A 15,340-nucleotide genomic window follows, 5' to 3' on the forward strand; every position below is an offset into this window, starting at 1 on the left:
CGACAGCCGCCGCCGAAACAAGCCCCAGACGCGGCGACTCGTGGCACCAGGCACAAAAGTCACGCGTCCCGCGCATCAAAGGCGGTGGAGCCGCCAGGCCGACTCCACCGCCGTGACCAGGTAGTTTGCGTCTGCGCGGGGCCCAGAAGGGGGTCCGACGACAGAGAGGGAGCCGCCCAGGGGGCGGCTCCCTCTCTCACCTGCCGGTCAACGACCTCAGCAAGGGATGCTCAATGATGCATCGGATGCAATTCCGCTCGTTTCAGCTGCAGCCGCTGGTCGAGCCGCAGCCCTCACAGATGTAGCAGGAGCCTGCGCGCTGCATCTTCGTACCGCACGAGAAGCAGAGCGGGGCGTCGGCGGAGACGCCGAGCTGCATCTCGACCAGTTCGGCGTTGGAGTGCGCCGTCTTCGGGGTCTGGACCTCGACGACCGCGGCCGGCTTCGGGGCTGCCGGGACGGCGGCCAGCGGCGCCGACTGGGCCAGGGACTCCGTGTCGAGCTCGTCCTCGAGCGGCTCGTACGAGCCGGTGTCCAGGTGGCGCTGACGCTCCTCGGCGGTGTGGATGCCGAGCGCCGAGCGGGTCTCGAAGGGCAGGAAGTCGAGCGCCAGGCGGCGGAAGATGTAGTCGACGATCGACTGCGCCATCCGCACGTCCGGGTCGTCCGTCATGCCGGCCGGCTCGAAGCGCATGTTCGTGAACTTCGAGACGTACGTCTCCAGCGGCACGCCGTACTGCAGACCGACCGAGACGGCGATCGAGAAGGCGTCCATCATGCCCGCGAGGGTCGAACCCTGCTTGGACATCTTCAGGAAGACCTCGCCCAGGCCGTCGTCCGGGTAGGAGTTCGCGGTCATGTAGCCCTCGGCGCCACCGACCGTGAAGGAGGTGGTGATGCCCGGGCGGCCCTTGGGGAGGCGCTTGCGGACCGGACGGTACTCGATGACCTTCTCGACGGCCGCGCGGATGGTGTCCTCCGCCTTGGCGGTGACCTCCTCCTTCTCCTCTTCCTTCTTCTTCGCGGAGAGGGGCTGGCCGACCTTGCAGTTGTCGCGGTAGATCGCGAGCGCCTTGACGCCCATCTTCCACGCCTCGAAGTAGATCTCCTCGATCTCCTCGACGGTCGCCGACTCCGGCATGTTGACCGTCTTGGAGATCGCGCCGGAGATCCAGGGCTGGATCGCGGCCATCATCCGGACGTGGCCCATCGGGGAGATGGAACGCTCGCCCATCGCGCAGTCGAAGATCGAGTAGTGCTCGGTCTTCAGGCCCGGGGCATCGACGACCACGCCGTGCTCGGCGATGTGGGCGACGATCGCCTCGATCTGCTCCTCCTGGTAGCCCAGGCGGCGCAGGGCCTGCGGGACGGTGCCGTTGACGATCTGCATCGAGCCGCCGCCGACGAGCTTCTTGAACTTGACCAGGGCCAGGTCCGGCTCGACACCCGTGGTGTCGCAGGACATCGCGAGACCGATGGTGCCGGTCGGCGCGAGGACGGAGGCCTGGGAGTTGCGGAAGCCGTTCTTCTCGCCGAGGCGCAGGACGTCCTGCCAGGCCTCGGTGGCCGCGGCCCAGATCGAGTTGTCCAGGTCGTCGGTGCGCGGCGCGGCGCCGTTGGCGTCGGCGTGCTGCTTCATGACGCGCTTGTGCGCGTCGGCGTTGCGGGCGTAGCCGTCGTACGGGCCGACGATGGCGGCCAGCTCGGCGGAGCGCTTGTACGCGGTGCCGGTCATCAGCGAGGTGATCGACGCGGCGAGGGTGCGGCCGCCGTCCGAGTCGTACGCGTGGCCGGTCGCCATCAGCAGGGCGCCGAGGTTGGCGTAGCCGATGCCCAGCTGGCGGAAGGCGCGGGTGTTCTCGCCGATCTTCTGCGTCGGGAAGTCCGCGAAACAGATCGAGATGTCCATCGCGGTGATGACGAGCTCGACGACCTTGGCGAAGCGCTCGGCGTCGAAGGACTGGTTGCCCTTGCCGTCGTCGTTCAGGAACTTCATCAGGTTCAACGAGGCGAGGTTGCAGGACGTGTTGTCCAGGTGCATGTACTCGCTGCACGGGTTGGACGCGGTGATGCGGCCGGACTCGGGGCAGGTGTGCCAGTTGTTGATCACACCGTCGTACTGGATGCCCGGGTCGGCGCAGGCCCACGCGGCCTCGGCCAGCTTGCGGAAGAGCGCCTTGGCGTCGACCTTCTCGATGACCTCGCCGGTCATGCGGGCGCGCAGGCCGAACTCGGTGCCGTTCTCGACGGCCGTCATGAACTCGTCGTTCACGCGGACGGAGTTGTTGGCGTTCTGGTACTGGACGGACGTGATGTCGTCGCCGCCCAGGTCCATGTCGAAGCCCGCGTCGCGCAGGGCGCGGATCTTCTCCTCTTCCTTCACCTTGGTGGCGATGAAGTCCTCGACGTCCGGGTGGTCCACGTCCAGGACGACCATCTTGGCCGCGCGGCGGGTGGCACCGCCCGACTTGATCGTTCCCGCGGACGCGTCGGCGCCGCGCATGAAGGAGACAGGACCGGAGGCGTTGCCGCCGGAGGAGAGGAGCTCCTTGGAGGAGCGGATGCGGGAGAGGTTCAGGCCGGCGCCGGAGCCGCCCTTGAAGATCATGCCCTCTTCCTTGTACCAGTCGAGGATCGACTCCATGGAGTCGTCGACGGCCAGGATGAAGCAGGCGGAGACCTGCTGCGGCTGGGGCGTGCCGACGTTGAACCACACCGGGGAGTTGAAGCTGAAGATCTGGTGCAGGAGGGCGTAGGTCAGCTCGTGCTCGAAGATCTCCGCGTCGGCGGGGGACGCGAAGTAGTCGTAGTCCTCGCCGGCCTTCGTGTACGTCTTCACGATGCGGTCGATCAGCTGCTTCAGACCGGTCTCGCGCTGCGGAGTGCCGACGGCCCCGCGGAAGTACTTGCTGGTGACGATGTTGACCGCGTTCACCGACCAGAAGTCGGGGAACTCGACGCCACGCTGCTCGAAGTTCACCGAGCCGTCGCGCCAGTTGGTCATGACGACGTCACGGCGCTCCCAGCTCACCTCGTCGTACGGGTGCACGCCGGGGGTGGTGTGGATGCGCTCGATCCGAAGGCCGCTCTTGGCAGTCTTGGTCCCCTTGGCGCGGGAACCTCGTGCCGAGCCGCTCGCCGTCTCTGTCATGCCGCTTCCTCCCATATGCGGGCAAAAACGCCCTAAAGTGCCAGCGTTATTCCGCGGCACGGTCTGTCTTGTATCTACGTTTCTTCGCCTGATCTGTCCGGGAGGCCGCGCTGCGCTGCGGCCCCCGCTCAGTCGGCGGCGGAGGCGGGCACGGGGACCGGGACGGTCCCGCGGGGCTCGCACTCTTCGGGATGAGGCCGTGGCACGCGGAGTTCCGCGATGGCGGTCTCGAAGTCTTCGAGTGTGTCGAACGCCTTGTAAACGGACGCGAACCGGAGGTACGCGACCAGGTCGAGCTCCTGCAACGGGCCGAGTATGGCCAGACCCACGTCATGGGTGGTCAGCTCGGCGCTTCCGGTGGCGCGCACCGCCTCCTCGACCCGCTGGCCGAGCTTGGCGAGGGCGTCCTCGGTGACCGGCCGCCCCTGGCACGCCTTGCGCACGCCGGAGATGACCTTGGTACGGCTGAAGGGTTCGGTCACCCCGCTGCGCTTGATCACCATCAGCGAGGCCGTCTCCACCGTCGTGAAACGACGGGAGCAGTCGGGGCACTGACGGCGCCGACGGATCGACGTGCCGTCGTCCGTGGTGCGACTGTCGACGACGCGGCTGTCGGGGTGCCTGCAGAAGGGGCAGTGCATGGTTCCCTCACCCTCCCTCTTGGCACGACTGAATCACCTCACGAGGCCCCTGAACGACGGGGACCGAGTCCCTGTCGGGGGCTCGCGAAGCAGCCACCAGCATATGCGATGCCGAGGGCCTCGACGGACCGAGGACCACAACTTCTGGGCGGCAGCGCACATCCAACCACTAGATCTTGGGTTGTGGTGGATTTGGTTCGTTCCGCGTGTCGCCGAGTCCGGTACCCGGACCCGGGCATTCCCGGTGCCACACTGGGCGCGGGACCGGAAGGCGGCGATCCGACCGGGAAGGGTACCGTAAACAGCGGAGGCGGGACCGAACCCGCGTTCGGCAGACCGATCCTCTATACACCCCTTGATCTGACCACGCTGGACGATCTGCGATTTTTCACTCGAACGTGTGTTTGGCGCAACCTTTCGAAAGCTACTACCGTTGTCCAGCTAGGGAGAACATTTCGAGAGGGGCCGACGTGACCACCACCGCAGACAGTGCCACCATCACTGCCCAGAACCGCTCCCAGAGCCGACTCGAGCCGGTGCATCCCATGAATGACGCAAGCCTGAACCCGGAGGCGGAGCCCGTACGCCCCGCACGATCGCTGCCAGGTCGACCTCCAGGCATCCGCGCCGACAGCTCCGGGCTCACGGACCGGCAGCGGAGGGTCATCGAGGTCATTCGCGATTCGGTGCAGCGCCGGGGCTACCCGCCGTCGATGCGGGAGATCGGCCAGGCGGTCGGCCTGTCCAGCACGTCGTCGGTCGCGCACCAGCTGATGGCCCTCGAGCGCAAGGGCTTCCTGCGCCGGGACCCCCACCGCCCCCGGGCGTACGAGGTCCGCGGCTCCGACCAGCCCAGCTCGCAGCCCACGGACACCACCGGCAAGCCCGCCGCCTCGTACGTCCCCCTGGTCGGCCGGATCGCGGCCGGCGGCCCGATCCTCGCCGAGGAGTCGGTGGAGGACGTGTTCCCCCTCCCCCGCCAGCTCGTCGGTGACGGAGAGCTCTTCGTCCTCAAGGTCGTCGGCGACTCGATGATCGAGGCCGCCATCTGCGACGGCGACTGGGTCACGGTCCGTCGCCAGCCTGTCGCGGAGAACGGCGACATCGTGGCCGCGATGCTCGACGGCGAGGCCACGGTCAAGCGCTTCAAGCGCGAGGACGGCCATGTCTGGCTGCTCCCGCACAACGCCGCCTACCAGCCGATCCCCGGCGACGAGGCGACCATCCTCGGCAAGGTCGTCGCCGTACTGCGACGGGTCTGACCCGCGTCGCTTCCCAGCCAGCCCCCGGGACCCACTGCGCCGGTCCCGGGGGTTGTTTCGTATCCCGGGCCGGGCAGCGGAACCGCTCGGACTACTTGCCCTCGGCCTTCGCCGTCGCGTCGATCGCGGCGAGGGAGCGGCGGGCCTGGTTGCGGTCCGTGGTGTACCAGAAGTCCGGCAGCGTGGCCCGCAGGAAGCTCCCGTACCGGGCCGTGGCCAGCCGGGGGTCCAGGACCGCGACGACACCCCGGTCGCCGCCGGCCCGTACGAGCCGGCCCGCGCCCTGGGCCATCAGGAGCGCCGCATGCGTGGCCGCGACGGCCATGAAGCCGTTGCCGCCGTGCTCCTCGACCGACTTCTGCCGAGCGCTCATCAGCGGGTCATCGGGACGCGGGAACGGGATCCGGTCCATGACCACGAGCTGGCAGCTGGGACCGGGCACGTCCACGCCCTGCCACAGCGACAACGTCCCGAACAGGCAGGTCTTCGGATCCGCCGCGAACGCCTTGATCAGCTCGCCCAGCGTCTCCTCCCCCTGGAGCAGGACCGGGTTGTCGAGCCGCCCGCGCAGCTCCTCGGCGGCCGCCTTGGCGCCCCGCATGGAGGAGAACAGGCCGAGGGTGCGGCCGCCGGCCGCTTCGATGAGCTCCGCGAGCTCGTCCATCATGTCGCCGCGGGTTCCCTCCCGGCCGGGCGTGGCCAGGTGCTTCGCGACGTAGAGGATGCCCTGCTTGGGGTAGTCGAACGGCGAACCGACGTCCAGGCCCTTCCAGACCGGTGCGTCGTCCCCCTCGACCCCTTCGGGAGACAGGCCCAGCGAGGCAGCGACCCCGTTGAAGTCACCGCCCAGTTTGAGCGTGGCCGAGGTCAGGACCACCGAGCGGTCCTCGAACAGCTTCTCGCGCAGCAGACCGGACACCGACAGCGGGGCGACCCGGAGGGTGGCACCGAAGCGGTCGTGCCGTTCGTACCAGACGACGTCGTACTCGGAGCGCAGCAGGATCCGCTCGGCCACCCCGTGGACGCCCTCCACCGCGGCCAGGGCCTGCTTACGGACGGCGTCCTCGTCGTGGACGGACTTGTCCCGGGTCGCACCGATCGCCGAGATGACATTGCGCGCCGCGTCCCGCAGGGCCGCCAGCGCGTAGCCGAGGTCCTCGGGGACCTCCTCCAGCCGGCCCGGGAGGGCCAGCTCCATGACCCGCTCGAAGGACTCGGATGCCGTCTGCAGCGCATCCGCGGTCTTTTCGTCCACCAGCTTGGCCGCGCGCTTCACGGCCCGGTTGACCTGGCCCGGGGTGAGCTCGCCAGTGGCGACCCCGGTCACCCGGGAGACCAGCTCGTGCGCCTCGTCCACGATCAGCACCTCGTGCTGCGGCAGCACCGGGGCACCCTCGATGGCGTCGATGGCCAGCAGTGCGTGGTTGGTGACGACCACGTCGGCGAGCTTGGCCCGCTCGCGGGCGGCCTCGGCGAAGCACTCGGCGCCGTACGCGCACTTCGTCGCGCCCAGGCACTCCCGGGACGAGACGGAGATCTGCGACCAGGCCTTGTCCGAGACGCCCGGGGTCAGGTCGTCCCGGTCGCCGGTCTCGGTCTCGTCCGCCCAGTCACGCAGGCGCAGCAGGTCCTTGCCGAGCTTGCTCGTGGGGGTGGCCGCCTCGAACTGGTCGAAGAGGCCCTCCTCCTCGTCCTGCGGCGCGCCCTCGTGGAGCCGGTGCAGGCACAGGTAGTTGGACCGGCCCTTGAGCATGGCGAACTGCGGGCGGCGACGGAGCTGCGGATGCAGCGCGTCGACCGTCCGGGGCAGGTCGCGCTCGACCAGCTGCCGCTGGAGGGCGAGCGTGGCGGTGGCGACGACCACGCGCTCGCCGTGTGCGAGGGCCGGCACGAGGTAGCCGAGGGACTTGCCGGTGCCGGTGCCGGCTTGGATGAGCCGGTGCGTGTTGTCGTCGATCGCTTCGGCGACGGCTTCGGCCATGGCCACCTGGCCGGGCCGCTCCGTGCCGCCGACGGCGGAGACGGCGGCGTGCAGCAGGTCGGGAAGGGAGGGCTTCGTCATAGCAATGACAACCCTACGGGGCGCCACCGACAGTGACCGCCACGACGATGATTCATGGCCGGTACAAGGGGTTGGGCACGGTGCCGCACTCCACCGCGTGCGGCCGGTCGGGGCGGTCGCGGTAGCCGTCCTCGTACAGCCGGTTCCGGTTCAGGCAGAGCCGCCCGATGCGCTCGCCGAGCAGGTCGAAGAGCTCGTGGCGCTCCTTGAGCTCGGGGAAGCGGGCCTGGTGGCGCAGGATCTCCGCCCGTACGAGCGACCAGAACTCCTCCTCCGGGACGCCGAGGCGGTCCTCGCACAGGGCGGAGAGGTAGCGGAAGACTCCGACGAAGAGACCGGAGTGGATGTACTGGGGCAGGAAGTCCGCGGGCTTGTCGCGCAGCGCGGCGCGGACCTCTGCGGGCACGGAGGCGAGCTCGGGCAGCGGTTCCCGGCAGATGTTGATCTCGCCCACGAAGTCCTTGAGGGCGATCCGGACCGGGACCTCGTGCTCGTCGAAGATCACGGTGGCGTTCTCGCCGTGCGGGGAGAAGACGGTGCCGTAGCGGTAGAGGAAGTGGAGCAGCGGGGGCAGCAGGGCGGCGAAGAGCCGCTGGAGCCAGCCGGTCGGGGTGAGCCCGGACCGGGCGACGAGCTCGGCGGTGAAGGACCGGCCGCGCAGGTCGACGTGGAGGAGGGAGGCGAGCGTACGGGCCCGCTCACCGGGAGCGAGCCGGCCGGTCAGGGGCTCGCGCCAGATCGCCCCGAGGAGCTCCTTGTACTGGTACGGGGCTTCGGGGAGCTCGTCGTAGACGGGGTGCCGGACGGTGACCGAGGCGACCTCGCCGAGGAGGACCGGGCGGCATTCGTCGCGGAGGAAGGGGTCGGCGTCATGGAGGGACCGGATCCAGGCGGTGACGGCCGGGGCGGCGGCGCACTGGTCGGAGGGCAGGCCGCGCCAGACCAGGGTGTTGAAGACGGACAGCGGCAGTTTGACGCTGTGGCGGTCGGGGCGGGTGAGGTTGAGGAAGGTGCGGATGGACTGCTGCGGGATGCGTATGTCGGGGTCGACGGGGAGCGGGACCAGGGCGCCCGAGGCCAGGGCCGGGGCGAAGAGGGGGAGCACGATCTCGTCCCACTGCCAGGGGTGGACCGGGAGGTAGAGGTAGCCGCGCGGGTCGAGGCCGCGGGCGCGCAGGGTCTGGTCGAAGGCGGCCCGGGTGAGGGGGTCGAGCTCCTGGGCGTACAACCGGGCGGGGTCTTCCAGGCCGGCCGTGCCGCGGTAGGCCGCGAGGGAGGTGTGGGCGGCGAGCCAGGGAAGCCGCTGTCGGGTGCGGGCCTCGGGGGCCCATGCGGCGGTGTCGGTGGCGGACAGCCCCAGACGGCCTTTGTTGAGGACGAGCCAGGGGTGGCCCGTCTGGTGGCCTTCGAGCTCGGCGTGGTCGAGATCGGCGAGGACGTCGGCGGTGAGGGCGGTGTGTTCGAGGCGCGCGTCGGCGGCGAGGGTGGCGCTGAGCTCGCGGACCAGGTGGCCGAGGGTGGCGCCGTCGAGGCCGAGGAGGGCGCGGGTGCGGATCAGGAAGGCGTACGGGTCCGCGAAGGCGGTCGGGGGCTCCGGCGACGCGGGCGGCGGGGTGAGGGTGACGGTGTCGGGGGCGACGTGCCAGCTGCCGTACGCGCGCCGGCGAGCCCGGAAGCCGAGGGTGCTGCCGTCGTCGAGGGTCAGCTGCCAGGCGTCGCCGGAGGTGGTGCCCGCGGCCGGGACGGGCCTGACGATCTCCTCGTAGGCGAACTCGCCGAGCATCTTGGCGAGCAGCCGGCGGGCGGCGGACTCCCAGGTCGCACTGTTGAGTTCGGGCGGCGTGCAGGGGTGCTGGGGGGACGGCGGTACGGCAGCTTCCGAGAAGTGGGGACCCGTGGAGTCGGGGGTGACGGGGAAATGCGGCACGGGACTCCTCGGGATCGGGAACTTTGCTGCGCGACGCAGAGTTTTCGAAGGGTGAGGCGTGAACGGGGAGGGTCGGGTGGATCAGATGAGGTTGCGCAGGGCTCGCTCGCGGATCATCAGCGCCGCCCGCTTCCCGGGGAGGTCGATCTCCGCGGAGCAGCGGAATCCGGAGTTGAGGAAGGCTGATACCGAGGGGGTGTTGCGGATGTCCGGTTCGGCGATGACGCGTGTGCAGCGGGGGCGGTTGTCGAGCACGAGGTTGGAGACGGCGCGCAGCAGGACTGTGCCGAGACCGCGGCCGCGGTTCGTGCCGTCTCCGATGAGCAGGTGGATACCCGTGTCGTGGGGGCGCGCCGGGTAGTGGCGGGAGAGCGGGTCGAGGTCGGCCCGGTAGATCTCCCAGTAGCTCATCGGCGTGCCGTCGAGGAGGCCGAGGCAGGGGATGCTGTGGCCGTTCCCGTCGCGCTGGACCCGCAGGTGGGCGGCGGTGACGGCGGCGGGACCGGCGAGTTCCCAGTAGGCGGCCACCTCGGGGTCGTTCATCCAGCCGGTGAGCAGCTCCAGGTCGCGGCCCAGCCGTACGGGTTCGAGGCGGAAGGCTCCGGCGGGCGTGCGGGCCGAGCCCCATCCGGCCGGGGAGTCGAGCAGTTCGGCCTCGGCGAGCAGGGGCAGCAGCCGGGGGGTGAGCCGTCGTCCGGGGATACGGGTGCCCACGGTGGCGGTTGCGGTGGCGGTGCCGATTGCCGTGGGGGCGGCGGCGACGGGGGCGAGGGCAGTGGCGGCGGTGTCGGTGGAGGGCATCGGCACTCAATCGTGGAGGGGGTTGGTGAGGGTCACGTAGACGGACTGGGAGTCGACGGGGCCGACGAGCTCGTCGAGGCCGCCCAGGCGGGTGAGCAGATTCGCCTTGCAGCGCAGGGTGGGTGAGTCGAGCAGCCGCGCGGGGAGCGGTCCGAGTCCGGAGGCCTTGCCGAGGAACCGGCGGAAGGCGGCGAGCAGGACGCGTTCGTCGGCGAGCCGCTGGGATCCGAACGCGCCGATGAGGCCGAGCACGTTGTTGATGCCGAGGTAGTAGGCGAAGCGTTCGTCGGTGACGGCGTCGGAGACGAAGGTGTCGCTGGCGCTGCCGATTCCGGGGAGCCGGCGCTCGAGTTCCGCGCGGTGGGACGCGCGGAAGTAGTAGCCCTGGTTGTCGCGGTAGCGGCCGCCGACCGGCCAGCCGGCCGCGTCGAGGAGGACCAGGGTGTTCTGCTGGTGGGCTTCGAGGGCGATCCCGGCGAGCGCGTCGAAGGCGAGGACCGGCAGGACGACATGCTCGAGGTAGCGCAGGAACCACTCGGCGGCGACGGCGGAGGGCGGGCGCCCGGTGGTGGCGGCGAGCCGGGAGACGGCCTCGGCGAGCCGGGAGCGCATGGTGGTCCGGCCCGGCCACGGGCGGGGTGCGGTGAGCGCGGCGATGCAGACGGCGTCGTCCTGGGAGCGGAAGGGGTTGTGGCGCAGCACGGCGTCGAGCCCGGGGACGGGGGTTCCGTCCGGGGCGTCGACGGCGATCCAGGCGGGGTCGCGCACGATGTCGAAGCGGGGGTGGGCCGCCTGCCACTGCTCCGCGAGGCCGGTGCGGAGCAGCCGGTGCACCTCGACGCCGCGGTGGAGTTCCTTGCGGAGGTTCTCGCGGCGGGAGTTGGTGATGCGCAGGCCCAGGGAGAGCTTGAGCATCGCGGGGGTGCCGGGGCGGTGGACGGTGCGGACGGAGGAGGTGGGGTACCAGGGCTCGCCGTACGGGCCCAGGTCGTGCAGGAGCCCGGCGTCGCGGAGGGCGGCGACGGCGGGCCGCTGGAGCAGGTCGCCGGCCTGCCAGGGGTGCAGGGGAAGGGGGGTCGTGCCGTCGGGAAGCGGAAGTCCGGGGGCGAGTCGGCCGAGGAGCCGGGCGGCGGAGACGGGGCGGCCGCGTTCGGTCCAGGCGGAGTCGGTGGCGAGGGCGGAGGGTTCGACGGCGAGCCAGTGCAGGGGGAAGGAGCCGTGGAGTTCGGGTGAGTAGCGGCGTGCTTCGGACTCGGAGAGTCCTTCGCGGCTCTTCGGGTCCGGCTGGAGGGGGTGGCCGAGGAGGAGGGACTGTTCGGCGGTGAGGAAGAGGTCATCGGCGACGGGTTCGGGCGGGGTGGGGCGTTCGCGCCGGTCGGCGATGAACTCGGCGGTGCGGCGCACCGAGTCGGCGACCCGGCCGACGAGGTCGGCGCCGCCGCGGCCGCCGCTGTCGCCCTCGCGGGCGAGCAGTGAGGCGAGGGTGACTGCGTCCACGGCCGGGGCGTGCGCGGGCGCGCCTTCGAGCCGGGCGAGGGCGAAGCGGTGCCAGCCGGCCGGGGACCAGTAGCGGACGGCGACGAGGAGGGCGGTGCCGGAGGCGGGGAGGGGGATGCGGAGCGGGGTTCCGGCGGGCCCGTCGGGACGGCCGATGCCGTTCTCGCGGACCCAGCACCGCAGCAGGTTCTCCACCGCCGCTGCCTCGGCGGCGGTGGCCGGGTCGGGGTGGTCCAACAGGTCGGGCAGCATGGCGGGTTCGGGCCCGACCGGCCCCCCGGGGCCGACCCGCGCCCGGAGCGTCCCGTCCTTCTGCCGCGGGAGGGTCCCCCCACCACCAAGGGGGCGGGTTCCCCCCGACGCACCGCTTCCCGAGGCACTACCCTCCGGCCCTGACGACGGGGCCACCCCCTCGAGCCTGCCGTCGGGGCCCCCGCTCCGGGGACCACCGGGCACCCCGAGGCCGCCCGTTCCACCGGCCCCGGGGGCCGGCCGAGGCATGGCCTGCGGATCCGAAGCGGCGCCCTCCGGCCCGGGGCCCGAAGTAAACCCGCCGAGAGCGTTGGGGACACCGAGGCTGGCCGTTCCACCCGCGCCGTCGGCCCCGGGGCCCGGCCAAGGCGTGGCCTGCGGGTCCGCAGCGGCGCCCTCCGGCCCGGGGCCCGAAGTGAGCCCGCCGAGAGCGTCGGGGACACCGAGGCCGGCCGTTCCACCCGCGCCGTCGGCCCCGGGGGCCGGCCGAGACGTGGCCTGCGGGTCCGAAGCGGCGCCCTCGGGCAAGGCCTCCTGGGTGGACCGGCCAACGGCGCCACCATTCCCGTGGGTGCCACCGGGGGAAACGGAACCGCCCATCCGTGCGACCTGGTCGGCCCCGCTCCCACTCTGGCCGCCCGAGCCACCAGAGGCACCGAGGCCATGGATTCCACCGGCCCCGGGGGCCAGCCACTGAGTGGCCTGCGGGCCCGAGCCCAGGAGGGCTTGTGGTGCCGTGCCGGGGCCCGCCAACTCCGACGGCTCCGACGCGTGCCTGCCCAGGCTGGCGGCGGGGCCGTTCCAGGAGGTGTCGAGAGCTCCGGGACCACCCATCCCTGCGGTTCCGTCGGCCCAGCCCCGACTCGCGCCCTCGGATCCACCGGAGGCATCGAGGCTGCCGGCCCCGGAGGCCGAAGCCGGCGGGAGCGGCCGGGCCGGGGTGAGGCCCGCCGACTGCGGCTCCTGGGTGGATCTGCCGGGCTGGGGCGCACCGCCCAGGCCGTCCGCTGCACCCGTCCCACCAAGGGCACCGGATACGGGGTTCGGCATCCGATGGGGCTGGGACGTCGAGCCCAGCAGGGGCTGCGGGGTCCGGGCCACGCCCGGCGCCTCCCGCTCAGGCGCCGGCTCACCGAGAGCGCCGGTGCCACCGGCCGGGTCGGGCCCGTCCAGGGCATAGGCACCGGCTGGGACACCAGACCAGCGCGGCGACCACGGGTTGGCCGGACCCGACGGCTGCGGCGCGGGCTCGCCGATACCGGGGGCCAGCCACACAGTGGGCTTCAAGGCCGAGCCCAGTGGCTGCTGGTCCGGTGCCGGGGCAGGACCATCCGGGGCACCGGGCGCCAGGGGGAGCAGGTGGGAGGCCTGCGGGGTCGGGCCCGTCGGGTTGCGGTCCTGTGTGGAGTCGGCAGTGGTTCCGGGGAGCAGCCAGCGGGTGCGGGACGCGGTGGAGCCCGGCTCCGGCTCCGGGGTGGAGCCGGAGCCGGGCTCCGTGTTGCTCGGGCCGGTGGTGGCGGGGGGCCGGTGCAGGGTGGCCTGGGCGGAGCCCGAAGGCTCCGGCTCCACCACCGGGCCGCCACGGCCAGCCGCGACCGTGCCAGCGGGCCTGCCCGGCCCAGCAGGGGCGGCGGACCCGCCCGACACGGCAGAGGCGCCTGACCCGCCCGGAGCGGCCGAGACACCAGCCCCACCCGGGCCGCCGGCAGCGGCGGGCCCGTCCGGGCTGGCGGGGACGCCAGGCCGGGCCGGGAAGGCAGGGACAGCAGGCCCGCCCAGGACGGCCGAAGCGCCAGACCCACCCGGGCCAACGGAGGCAGCGGGCCCGCCCGTGCCAACAGGGGCACCAGACCCGCCCGGGCTGGCCGGGGCGCCAGACCGGGCCGGGAAGGCAGGGACAACAGGCTCGCCCAGGACGGCCGAAGCGCCAGACCCGCCCGGGCCACCGGCAGCGCCGGGCCTGCCCGGGCCGACAGGAACGCCGGGCCCGCCCGTGCCAGCGGAGGCAGCGGACCCGCCCGTGCCAGCGGACCCGCCCGGGGCGGCGAAGGCGGCGAAGGTGGCGGGGCTGCCGGGGGCGCCGGAGGCCTGGGGGGCCGTCGGCGGGTGGGGGCGGGCTGGGGCGTGCGGGGCGGTCGGGTGGGCGTCGGGGTGGTGGGGCTGCGAGTCGGGCATCGCGGGTCCTTGCGGGTCAGTGGAGCCGGCAGGCTGCTGCGGCGGCGGGGACGGCATCGGCCAGGCGGTCGAGCACGGCGGCGGCCTGTTCGTCGGCGAGGGTCAGCGGAGGCAGGAGGCGGACGACGCTGGAGTGGCGGCCGCCGAGTTCGACGATCAGCCCGCGGTTCAGGCACTCCTGGCGGACCGCCGCGGCGAGGGCCTGCGCTGCGGCCCCCGTGTCCGGGTCGACGAGTTCGATGCCGATCATCAGACCGCGGCCGCGGACGTCCCCGATGCAGGGGTGGTCGGAGGCCAGGCCGCGCAGCGCGGTCAGCATCCGCTCGCCCAGGGCCCCGGCGCGCTCGGCGAGACGGTTCTTCCGTACGTACGCCAGGGTCGCGGCCCCTGCCGCCATGGCCAGCTGGTTGCCGCGGAACGTTCCGGCATGTGCCCCGGGGGCCCACACGTCCAGGCCCGACCGGTACACGATCACCGCCAGCGGGAGGCTGCCGCCGATCGCCTTGGACAGGACCATCACGTCCGGCACCACCCCGGCATGGTCGACGCCCCAGAAGGCGCCGGTCCGGCCCACGCCCGTCTGCACCTCGTCGGCGATCAGCGGGATCCCCCGGGCCTCGGTGATCTCGCGCATCCGGCGCAGCCACGCGTCCGGGGCCGGGAAGACCCCGCCCTCGCCCTGCACCGGCTCCACGATCATCGCGGCGGGCGTCGGCACCCCGCCTTTGGGATCGTCCAGCACGCTCTCCGTCCAACGGGCCCCGAGCCGGGCGCCCTCGGGGCCGCCGACCCCGAACGGGCAGCGGAAGTCCTGCGGGAACGGCAGCCGGGTCACCCGTACGTCCGGGGCTCCGCCCGACGCACCCAGGGCCCCGGCGGTCATCCCGTGGTAGGCCCCGGTGAACGCGAGCAGCCCCGCGCGCCCGGTGGCCGTGCGGACCAGCTTGAGCGCGGCCTCCACGGCATCCGTTCCGGCGGGCCCGCAGAACTGGATGCGGGCGTCGGCCGCCAGAGCCGGCGGGAGGCAGGCGAACAGCTCGGTGGTGAAAGCGTCCTTGACCGGGGTCGCGAGGTCCAGGACGTGCAGCGGCGCTCCGGAGTCGAGGACGCCCCGGACGGCTTCGAGCACCACCGGGTGGTTGTGCCCCAGCGCGAGGGTGCCGGCCCCGGAGAGGCAGTCCAGGTAGCGCCGCCCGTCCGCGCCCTCGATCGTCAGGCCCCGGGCACGCACCGGGACGATGGGCAGCGAGCGCGCGTACGTCCGGGCGGCGGACTCCCTCAACGCCTGCCGGCGCAGGATGCCCTCCACCGCGGCCGGCCCGCCGGGCGCAGCCGGCCCGGCTCCCCGGCTCCCCGGCGGCGGCACTTGCGCGGCGGCCGCGCCCTGCTCGGTCAAAGCCACGAGTGTCGGACCTCCCGCACGGACTGCTCCACCGGATTGCGTCTCGAACATGAACGCTGCTCCCCCATCCCCCGTACGTACCAACGACGGTGGCGGCGGCGGATCACGGGTGGGCCCAAGATCCTTGTCCGCTCGGACTCGGGGCGCCCGTCCAGGACGGAACCGCGGCC

The 15,340-nt window shown here is 72.5% G+C and carries 8 protein-coding genes; 1 reads left to right on the forward strand and 7 read right to left on the reverse strand.

Annotation, left to right across the window (positions count from 1 at the left end; translation table 11 throughout):
* Window positions 1-262: 262 nt before the first annotated feature.
* Both AB5J51_RS12350 and nrdR read right to left on the reverse strand, forming a co-directional pair.
* Window positions 263-3,151: a vitamin B12-dependent ribonucleotide reductase gene (locus AB5J51_RS12350; protein ID WP_053787771.1), complete on the reverse strand. Its 2,889-nt coding sequence runs from the start codon at window positions 3,149-3,151 to the stop codon at window positions 263-265.
* Window positions 3,152-3,279: 128 nt separating this feature from the next.
* The gene (nrdR, locus tag AB5J51_RS12355; RefSeq protein WP_053787772.1) at window positions 3,280-3,792 is read right to left on the reverse strand and encodes a transcriptional regulator NrdR; all 513 of its coding nucleotides are present in this window, start codon (window positions 3,790-3,792) and stop codon (window positions 3,280-3,282) included.
* 470 nt (window positions 3,793-4,262) lie between these two features.
* Between nrdR and lexA the strand changes: the two genes are divergently transcribed.
* Window positions 4,263-5,054, forward strand: coding sequence for a transcriptional repressor LexA (lexA, locus tag AB5J51_RS12360; protein ID WP_030301390.1), 792 nt, complete (start codon window positions 4,263-4,265; stop codon window positions 5,052-5,054).
* Window positions 5,055-5,145: 91 nt separating this feature from the next.
* Here the strand turns inward: lexA and AB5J51_RS12365 are convergent, their stop codons facing one another.
* The 5 genes from AB5J51_RS12365 to AB5J51_RS12385 all read right to left on the reverse strand — a co-directional run bounded on the left by AB5J51_RS12365 (window position 5,146) and on the right by AB5J51_RS12385 (window position 15,221).
* Window positions 5,146-7,116, reverse strand: coding sequence for an ATP-dependent DNA helicase (locus AB5J51_RS12365; protein WP_369777725.1), 1,971 nt, complete (start codon window positions 7,114-7,116; stop codon window positions 5,146-5,148).
* A 52-nt stretch (window positions 7,117-7,168) separates the two neighbouring features.
* Entirely contained in the window at window positions 7,169-9,043 is a 1,875-nt protein-coding gene (locus tag AB5J51_RS12370; RefSeq protein ID WP_369777726.1) for an IucA/IucC family siderophore biosynthesis protein, read from the reverse strand.
* Window positions 9,044-9,124: 81 nt separating this feature from the next.
* Window positions 9,125-9,844: a GNAT family N-acetyltransferase gene (locus AB5J51_RS12375; RefSeq protein ID WP_136222700.1), complete on the reverse strand. Its 720-nt coding sequence runs from the start codon at window positions 9,842-9,844 to the stop codon at window positions 9,125-9,127.
* Window positions 9,845-9,850: 6 nt separating this feature from the next.
* The gene (locus tag AB5J51_RS12380; protein WP_369777727.1) at window positions 9,851-11,842 is read right to left on the reverse strand and encodes an IucA/IucC family siderophore biosynthesis protein; all 1,992 of its coding nucleotides are present in this window, start codon (window positions 11,840-11,842) and stop codon (window positions 9,851-9,853) included.
* A 1,942-nt stretch (window positions 11,843-13,784) separates the two neighbouring features.
* Window positions 13,785-15,221, reverse strand: coding sequence for a diaminobutyrate--2-oxoglutarate transaminase family protein (locus tag AB5J51_RS12385; RefSeq protein WP_369777728.1), 1,437 nt, complete (start codon window positions 15,219-15,221; stop codon window positions 13,785-13,787).
* Window positions 15,222-15,340 lie beyond the last annotated feature (119 nt).

The sequence above is a fragment of the Streptomyces sp. R33 genome, assembly GCF_041200175.1.
Classification (GTDB): Bacteria; Actinomycetota; Actinomycetes; order Streptomycetales; family Streptomycetaceae; genus Streptomyces; species Streptomyces katrae_B.

What these genes read in the sequence shown, in the direction of transcription:
- AB5J51_RS12365 (WP_369777725.1), bottom strand. Translation starts at nt 7,116, where the DNA reads ATGACGAAGCCCTCCCTTCCCGACCTGCTGCACGCCGCCGTCTCCGCC.
- AB5J51_RS12375 (WP_136222700.1), bottom strand. Translation starts at nt 9,844, where the DNA reads ATGCCCTCCACCGACACCGCCGCCACTGCCCTCGCCCCCGTCGCCGCC.
- AB5J51_RS12380 (WP_369777727.1), bottom strand. Translation starts at nt 11,842, where the DNA reads ATGCCTCGGCCGGCCCCCGGGGCCGGTGGAACGGGCGGCCTCGGGGTG.
- AB5J51_RS12350 (WP_053787771.1), bottom strand. Translation starts at nt 3,151, where the DNA reads ATGACAGAGACGGCGAGCGGCTCGGCACGAGGTTCCCGCGCCAAGGGG.
- nrdR (WP_053787772.1), bottom strand. Translation starts at nt 3,792, where the DNA reads ATGCACTGCCCCTTCTGCAGGCACCCCGACAGCCGCGTCGTCGACAGT.
- AB5J51_RS12385 (WP_369777728.1), bottom strand. Translation starts at nt 15,221, where the DNA reads ATGTTCGAGACGCAATCCGGTGGAGCAGTCCGTGCGGGAGGTCCGACA.